This is a genomic window from Clostridium sp. CAG:43 (assembly GCF_000434655.1).
GTDB lineage: Bacteria > Bacillota > Clostridia > Lachnospirales > Lachnospiraceae > Otoolea > Otoolea fessa.
In genome coordinates, this window is sequence record NZ_FR895072.1 from 1 (window position 1) to 7,949 (window position 7,949).

8 protein-coding genes (1 of these 8 running past the window's edge) are annotated in these 7,949 nt (G+C 47.2%); 2 read left to right on the plus strand and 6 right to left on the minus strand.

Going from position 1 to position 7,949, the window contains the following annotated elements:
* Nucleotides 1-487: 487 nt before the first annotated feature.
* The 5 genes from sdaAA to QVO97_RS05805 all read right to left on the minus strand — a co-directional run bounded on the left by sdaAA (nt 488) and on the right by QVO97_RS05805 (nt 5,576).
* A complete protein-coding gene (gene sdaAA / locus QVO97_RS05785; RefSeq protein ID WP_118472140.1) occupies nt 488-1,372 on the minus strand; it encodes an L-serine ammonia-lyase, iron-sulfur-dependent, subunit alpha in 885 nt (294 codons plus the stop codon).
* A gap of 42 nt (nt 1,373-1,414) precedes the next feature.
* The gene (sdaAB, locus tag QVO97_RS05790; RefSeq protein ID WP_022359437.1) at nt 1,415-2,074 is read right to left on the minus strand and encodes an L-serine ammonia-lyase, iron-sulfur-dependent subunit beta; all 660 of its coding nucleotides are present in this window, start codon (nt 2,072-2,074) and stop codon (nt 1,415-1,417) included.
* A 21-nt stretch (nt 2,075-2,095) separates the two neighbouring features.
* The gene (locus tag QVO97_RS05795; RefSeq protein ID WP_333549111.1) at nt 2,096-2,860 is read right to left on the minus strand and encodes an SDR family NAD(P)-dependent oxidoreductase; all 765 of its coding nucleotides are present in this window, start codon (nt 2,858-2,860) and stop codon (nt 2,096-2,098) included.
* Between the two features lie 211 nt (nt 2,861-3,071).
* The gene (locus QVO97_RS05800; protein WP_022359439.1) at nt 3,072-3,944 is read right to left on the minus strand and encodes a phosphoribosylaminoimidazolesuccinocarboxamide synthase; all 873 of its coding nucleotides are present in this window, start codon (nt 3,942-3,944) and stop codon (nt 3,072-3,074) included.
* A 348-nt stretch (nt 3,945-4,292) separates the two neighbouring features.
* Nucleotides 4,293-5,576, minus strand: a complete 1,284-nt coding sequence (locus QVO97_RS05805) for an O-acetylhomoserine aminocarboxypropyltransferase/cysteine synthase family protein (RefSeq protein ID WP_022359440.1) — start codon at nt 5,574-5,576, stop codon at nt 4,293-4,295.
* Nucleotides 5,577-6,124: 548 nt separating this feature from the next.
* On the opposite strand from QVO97_RS05805, the gene QVO97_RS05810 reads away from it, so the two are divergent.
* The gene (locus QVO97_RS05810) at nt 6,125-6,553 is read left to right on the plus strand and encodes an RrF2 family transcriptional regulator (RefSeq protein WP_022359441.1); all 429 of its coding nucleotides are present in this window, start codon (nt 6,125-6,127) and stop codon (nt 6,551-6,553) included.
* Nucleotides 6,554-6,646: 93 nt separating this feature from the next.
* On the opposite strand, the gene QVO97_RS05815 is transcribed toward QVO97_RS05810, so the two are convergent.
* On the minus strand, nt 6,647-7,165 hold the full coding sequence (locus QVO97_RS05815; RefSeq protein WP_022359442.1) for a MazG nucleotide pyrophosphohydrolase domain-containing protein: 519 nt from the start codon (nt 7,163-7,165) through the stop codon (nt 6,647-6,649).
* A 533-nt stretch (nt 7,166-7,698) separates the two neighbouring features.
* On the opposite strand from QVO97_RS05815, the gene QVO97_RS05820 reads away from it, so the two are divergent.
* Nucleotides 7,699-7,949 carry the 5' portion of a glutamate cyclase domain-containing protein gene (locus tag QVO97_RS05820; RefSeq protein WP_022359443.1) on the plus strand. 118 nt of this gene lie beyond the right edge of the window, so only the first 251 of its 369 coding nucleotides appear in the window; it begins with the start codon at nt 7,699-7,701; its stop codon lies beyond the right edge, outside the window.

A 7,949-nucleotide genomic window follows, 5' to 3' on the forward strand; every position in this document is an offset into this window, starting at 1 on the left:
CTTGAACTTCAAGGCTTAACCAAAAGCCTTTGTTCTTAGAATTTTCAGGGTTTTACATACTGTTCAGTTTTCAAGGTTCTTTGTTGTTGCCTCAGCAGCAACTTTTATAGTTTATCAAAAGTTTTTGCTTTTGTCAACACTTTTTTATTTTTTTACAAATCCACGTTTTTTTGAAATTTTTCTGAGTTCATCAAGAATCTTCAAATCATTTCTTTCGTTTCGTGTTTTGTTTTTGTCCTTGTCTCAAGGACGTATGTTATGATACCAGAGCATTCCCGGAAAGTCAAGCATTTTTCTAAATTTGCTATTTTATATGTTTTTTTGTGATTTTTAAGAATATTCTGGCATCATTTAAACAGAGCTATTTCTATATTGCTGTTCTTTCTTCTACAATTTTATTTTCTAATCAGCAGCTGGAACAGTTCTGACAGGTTCTGCAATCGCGTGCTGTCTGGCTCTATTGATTTTCATTGCCTTCCCGGGTTTTCTACGCAATGTGCTCCTTCTTTCCCATCCGTTCTGCTATCTTTCTGGCGCTCTCGGTCACTGCCAGACCGCCTTCACTCGTCTCGCGTAAAGCAGCCGGAAGCGCATTGCCGATCCGGCGCATGGAATCGACGACCTCGTCTGCCGGGATCGCGCTCTTGATTCCCGCCATTGCCATCTGCGCGCTGACCGCCGCATTGACGGCGCCGGCGGAATTCCGCTTGATACACGGAACTTCAACCAGACCACAGACCGGATCACAGGTTAGTCCCAACATATTTTTGAGGGCAAATGCCGCTGCATTCGCGATACACTCCGCATCGCCGCCCTGCAGATATGCCAGCCCCCCTGCTGCCATCGCACTTGCTGAACCAATCTCCGCCTGGCATCCACCCGATGCACCGGCGATGCTCGCATTTTCTGCAATAACCGCACCGATTCCTGCACTGACAAAGAGCGCCTCGACCATCCGGTTCTCCGTTTCCTTACAATATTCCTCATACGACAAAAATACCGCCGGAATCACCCCGCATGCGCCCGCCGTCGGAGCCGCCACGATTCGTTTCATACAGGCGTTGGACTCTCCCATTTTCACCGCTTTTTCCATCACAAGCCCCATGTATTCGCCCGCCAGGCTGCGACCGGAGGCATTGTATGCGTGCAGTTTTTCTCCGTCGCCGCCCGCCATTCCACTTGCCGAGACGATCGAGCCGTCGTATTCCTGATCTGCCTGGCGCATCGCCTGATACATCTGCCGCATTGTTTCAAACGATTCTTCCACCGTCACCTGGCGTTCCTGCACATCTGCCAGAAGAACCACCTTCCAGAGCGGAATTTGATGTTCGTTCGCTAAGCGGACCAGATCACTCACTGAATGATATAACATTTCCATTTTCCCGTTCCATTCCTTTTCTTATATGAACCTTTCCTATCGAAGGCTTAAATATGTTACCTTTCGGATACCCTCCTGACGGCGCAGCCACACAAGCCCTTCTTCCGGAATCTCTTGATCGCACTCAATAACCATCACTGCCATGCCGCCGCGCGCCGCACGGTAGAGCTGCATCGTCGCAATATTGATCGATTTGTGCGCCAGCATCGCCGTCACATCCGCCACATGTCCCGGCTGATCGTCGTTGTGGACAACCAAGGTTGGATAACTGCCGGAAAAATTGGCTTCAATCCCATCGACCTTCGCAATATTGATCCGGGAACCGCCCAGTGATTCACCTACTACCGTCAGACTGCGCCCGGAAATGCCCTCAAGCTCCAGTTCCGCCGAATTTGGATGCGCCTCTTTTAAATTAGCTTTCTCAAAGGAAAACTCAATCCCTTTCTCCTCTGCCAGGTGAAAGCTGTCCGGAATCCGCATGTCGTCCGGCACCATTCCTAAAAGTCCCGCAATCAGCGCTTTCTGGGTTCCGTGTCCGGTTCCCGTTGCCAGAAATGAGCCGTACAGACCAATCCTTGCCCGCTTAACCGGTTCCCCAAGAAGCTTCTGCGCCACAAATCCAATCCGAACCGCGCCCGCTGTGTGGGAACTGGACGGTCCGACCATCACCGGACCTACTATATCAAATAGATTCATATTTCTTTCCTTTTCTCTCGTTTACTTCGCCAGGTAGCCGCCATCCACCGGGATTACCGCTCCCGTTATATATTCTGCCGCGTCACTCGCTAAAAACACGGTAATTCCTGCCAGATCCTCCGCCTTCCCCCAGCGGTGCATCGGGATCCGCGCCGTTACCTCTTCATACTGATCCGGATTTTTGGCTTTCATATCCGATGTGAGCTTTGTCTCCATATAACCAGGTGCGATCGCATTGACGGTCACACCACGCGATGACCATTCATTGGAGCAGGCTTTCGTGAGCTGCGCCACACCGCCCTTACTTGCCGCGTATGCCGGTATCATCACACTTCCGAAGAAGGAGGTCATCGATGCCACATTAATAATTCTGCCGTATCCACGCTGCAGCATATCCCGCGCCGCCAGCTGAGACATCTGGAACATAGCACCTAAATTTACTCGCAGAATCCGATTCCACTCTTCCATCGGAAAATCTTCTGCCACGCACCGGTGCTGAACTCCCGCACAGTTTACCAGTATATCCGCCTGACCATCAAGGCTTTCCACCAGACGCTTATAGATATTCGGAACCTCCTCTTCTCTTACCAGATCTCCCACTATTCCGTGAACCACCACACCGGTTGTCCGTGCAAGCGCATCAGCGCTCTCCCGCACCTTCTCACTTGTTCCCAAAATAGTAACCTCCGCCCCAGCTCTGCACAGTCCCTCTGCCATGCCATAGCCGAGTCCTCTGGTTCCGCCCGTGACGATCGCTTTTTTCCCCTTTAAGCTAAATAAATCCATAAAATCGCGCATCTTTTATTTTCCCTTTCAAAAGCACACATCTGTAAACAGCCCCTCTGCTGCAGATTACGAACTAGCGATATATTTGTTTTTTATTTCCATATATAAAAGCTGCCGTGAAACAAGAATTTCATTCTTTTCACAGCAGCTTTTTTACTTTTATTCAATGCATTTTCTTCCACTGCCTGACTGGCTGCATCGAGCGATCCGCTTATGCCAGCTTTTCGCCGGTCAGCATCTCATAGCTCTGAAGATATTTTTCAATGGTCTTGTCCACAATCTCCTGCGGGAGTGTCCAGTCATTGCCCGGATGAGCGGTCAGCCAATCGCGTGCAAACTGCTTGTCGAAGGACGGCTGGGAATGTCCTGCCTCGTAGCCCTGTGCCGGCCAGAAACGGGAGCTGTCCGGAGTCAGCATCTCATCACCAAGAACGATGTTGCCATTCTCATCCAGACCGAACTCAAACTTGGTATCTGCGATAATGATACCTTTTTCCAGTGCGTACTCCGCACATTTTTTGTAAAGTGCAATCGTGTATTCACGCAGCTTATCTGCATACTCTTTTCCCTTGCCCGGGAAGTATTTTTCCAGATGATCTACGCTCTGCTCATAGGAGATGTTTTCATCATGATCGCCAATCTCTGCCTTAGTGGACGGTGTGTAGATCGGCTCCGGCAGTTTGTCAGACTCTTTTAAGCCTTCCGGCAGTTCAATTCCACAAACCTTTCCGGTCTTCTGGTAGCTTGCCCAGCCGCTTCCTGTGATATAACCGCGGACGATGCACTCAATCGGAAGCATCTCAAGCTTACGGCACATCATGCTCTTTCCTTCGAATTTCTCCTGCTGGAAGAATTCCGGCATGTCTTTTACATCTACGGAAATCATGTGATTCGGGATAATGTCTTTCGTCAGGTCAAACCAGAACTTGGACATCTGTGTCAGTACCTTGCCTTTGTTTGTCACTTCGTTATGTAAGATAACATCAAAGCAACTGATACGATCCGTTGCAACCATAATCAGGCTGTCTCCATTGTCATAGATTTCACGGACTTTTCCTTCTTTAATCGGTTTCATCTCCTGCATTTTTTGCACCTCATTCTTAAATTTTATGGTGGAATCCAGAGCCCCCCTATATCACAAATGTACAGCTCTGTATCCTTCTATCTGATAAATTACCACTTACCCGCCCTTATTGTCAAGACTCGCCTCCCCGTTTCCTCCTTAAATCCCAACAATTCAGCATTTTACCCTGTGGAAGGCGGTTTGGTATGAATTTTTCTACGCCGTTTTCTTCCAAAATGGAATAATAAAAATGCAGCGTTATCTGCCGTTCTTCCCTGCTTAAAGAAGAGTTGGCAGATGACACCGCATTTTATCAATTTACCATTTATTATGTATATGACTCGGATTCTCAGCCCGACACACTCTTGCTTATTTCAGAGCTGCAAATCCACGCTCCAGATCCTCGATGATATCGTCGATATGCTCGGTACCAATGGACAGACGGATGGTGTTCTGCTTAATGCCCTGATCTGCCAGCTCCTCGTCAGTCAGCTGGGAGTGGGTTGTTGTTGCTGGATGGATAACCAGACTCTTTACATCTGCTACGTTTGCTAACAGGGAGAAGAGCTGCAGGTTGTCGATGAACTTATGGGCTTCTGCCTGTCCGCCCTTGATCTCAAAGGTGAATATAGAAGCGCCGCCGTTCGGGAAATATTTCTCATACAGTGCATGATCCGGATGATTCGGCAGAGACGGATGATTAACGTGCTCTACTAACGGATGTTTGGACAGGTACTCAACAACCTTCTTGGTATTTTCTACATGACGGTCGATACGCAGAGACAGTGTCTCAGTTCCCTGAAGAAGCAGGAATGCGTTGAACGGGGAAATCGTAGCGCCCATATCACGCAGAAGGATAGCGCGGATGTAGGTGACGAATGCTGCCGGACCTGCTGCCTCTACGAAAGATACGCCGTGATAGCTCGGATTCGGATCTGCGATTGCCGGATATTTGCCGCTTGCTTTCCAGTCAAATTTACCGGAATCTACGATAATGCCGCCCAGAGTGGTTCCGTGTCCGCCGATGAACTTGGTAGCGGAATGTACGACAATATCTGCGCCATGCTCGATCGGGCGAATCAGGTACGGTGTGCCAAATGTATTGTCAATGACTAACGGAAGTCCGTGTTTGTGTGCAATTTCAGCAATCGCGTCGATGTCCGGAATATCACTATTCGGATTTCCGAGAGTCTCCAGATAGATAGCACGGGTATTTTCCTGAATTGCACCTTCTACCGCTTCCAGATTATGAGCATCTACGAAAGTTGTAGATACACCGAAATGGGAAAGTGTATGCTCTAAAAGGTTATAGCTGCCGCCGTAGATGGTCTTCTGTGCTACGATGTGACCGCCGTCTGCTGCCAGTGCCTCGATTGTATATGTAATAGCAGCTGCGCCGGATGCGGTTGCCAGTGCTGCAACGCCGCCCTCCAGTGCTGCGATTCTCTTCTCAAATATATCCTGTGTGGAGTTGGTCAGACGTCCGTAAATGTTACCGGCATCTGCCAGACCAAAACGTGCTGCCGCATGGGCGGAATTTTTAAATACATAAGAAGTGGTCTGATAAATCGGAACGGCTCTGGAATCGGTTGCCGGATCCGGCTGCTCCTGACCTACGTGTAACTGAAGAGTCTCAAATCTATAATTTCCCATCTCAAAATACCTCTCTTTCTTTTTCTGGAAGTTTATTTCCTAGTATGTAAATTCGTTTTTATTCTATATTCATTTTTTTATTTGAGCAAGCGTTTTTCCATTTATTTTCAAGCTTTCTATAAAATAATTGCTTTTACGCATTATTATATTTGCTTATGCAAATGTATATTTGGCTTTTTGGGTAAATAAAAAGCCGGACCGCTTAATCTTCTTTAAGCTCCCGGGCAAATGGCTTGCATCTTAAATCGTTGTCATTCTCTTGAACGGCAGATATGCAAATTTACCTGACCATATAAAATGCCCGGGAATTACACATTCGACAACAACACATCAGATTTCCGTTCCATACAATATTCTGTCTTGCCATTGTATCTGCCTCCTTTTCATTTTCATGTTCTTTCCGAACTCGATGGCTTAATGATACTCTTATAAACCAACTTTGTCAATAGGTATTAGGAAAAAACTTTTTTTCTTTGTTTTCCACGCTTTTCTCCTTGAAAGTCCTATTACCTTGCGTTATAATTGGTTAATAGTAAGGAGGTTACCGAATGATATCAACAAAAGGAAGATACGCCCTGCGCGTTATGATCGATCTGGCGGAACAAAATTCTGCTGGATATATACCACTGAATGAAATTGCCACCCGTCAGCAGATTTCTGAAAAGTATCTGGAAATCATCTTGAAGGTTCTGGTCAAAAATAAATTACTGGAAGGACAGCGCGGCAAAGGCGGCGGTTACCGTCTGACCCGTCCGATTAATGAATATACCGCCGGAGAGATTCTGGAACTGACCGAAGGCTCTCTCTCTTCCGTTGCCTGCCTTGCACCGGATGCGCCGCCGTGCGAACGTCAGACAAGCTGTGTGACCCTGCCGATGTGGAAACGCTTTGATCAGGTTGTACACAATTTCTTCTATAATATTACTTTAGAAGATCTGGTAAAGGAAAGTCAGTCTTTGCCTAAAAGTACGAATTAGCATTTATAAATGAACGAAGGCATTCCAGTTTGACCGAATGCCTTTTTATATATAGATTTTTCTATTTATTTCAGTATTGAAGCATCTCAAATGTTATTTTTTGATGCCCTTCCGTTCTTTTGCCCGCTCGAGCAGTTTCTCCGCCTCTTCCAGCGCCCCCGGAAGATACGCTTCCGTCCACTCTTTTCCGGCTTTTTCCTGCTTCTTGATTGCATCCCAATCCGTGACCGGTTCTCCCTGTTCGGACAACATCGACTTACCAAACACGTGCGGATGGCGGCGGATCATTTTTTCGCTGGCGCCATCCATGACCTCCCGTATCGTAAATAGTCCTTCTTCCTCCGCGATCTGCGCGTGAAGAAGAATCTGCAGCATTAAATCCCCCAGTTCTTCTTTCAGGTTCTCCGCATCGCCGGTCGCCTCCCAGATATTGATACCGCCAATCACCTCTGCCGCTTCTTCAATGCAGTACGGTTTCAGCGATGTATGCGTCTGCGCCCGATCCCACGGACAGCCGTCCTCGGCACGGAGATGGCGGACTACCTCGCAGAAGCGCATGAACGATGCGGCGCGGTCATTTTCTTTTTTTATCTCATTTGATTCTCGTTTCATTCTCTCTATCCATTTTCTTGTCTGCTTTTATTTCTGAGCTTGTTTATATGCCTATTTTGTAGCTGTTCAGTACCTTCACAGCCACAAGCAAAAATCCATTAAAAATTGCCTACGGCAATGGGATTTTTGCCTGCTGGCCCATGTTTTCGTACGGTCAGCGCAGTAAATGCGCTGACCTACTGAACAGTTACCCCATTTTTTATTATATTCCAAATTTCACTTTCTGTCAGCCGTAAAATGAATTTGGAATTGACAGTCTGATATTTTTCATTTACAATACAATTATAATAAAATAGATTCTTTTATTTATCGGGACTCCTGCCCGGATGCTCCCTTCGTAAATAAGAGCCATGAATCTTACAGGATACGTGGGTCTTTTTTTATTGCACATGATTCCGATACAGCTACCATACCGGATTGCTGCCAATCTTTTTTGATTTGGAAATTATCCAGTAAATAAGCGCTCGAATCATCCAGATAGAAAATCCCCTGTCAATTTCTGCACAATGCAGTATACCTGGAGGATTGATACCATGACTTTTTATGAAACTTTAGATTCAATTATGAAACAGGATTTTGGCGGTCGCGGACTTTTAGCATCTCTGCCTGCTTCCCCACTTGCGGCTGTGTCTGCTTCTCTCGCCCATGCGAAAAGAGCCGTTCTTCTGACCGGTTTCCCGGTTCGAATGCCAGACGGTTCTATTACCGGCGAGACGGATGGACCTTCCGGAACTGCCAACCTCGCAGCAGCGCTGACGGCAGCTGGCTGCGGCGTGTCAGTCGT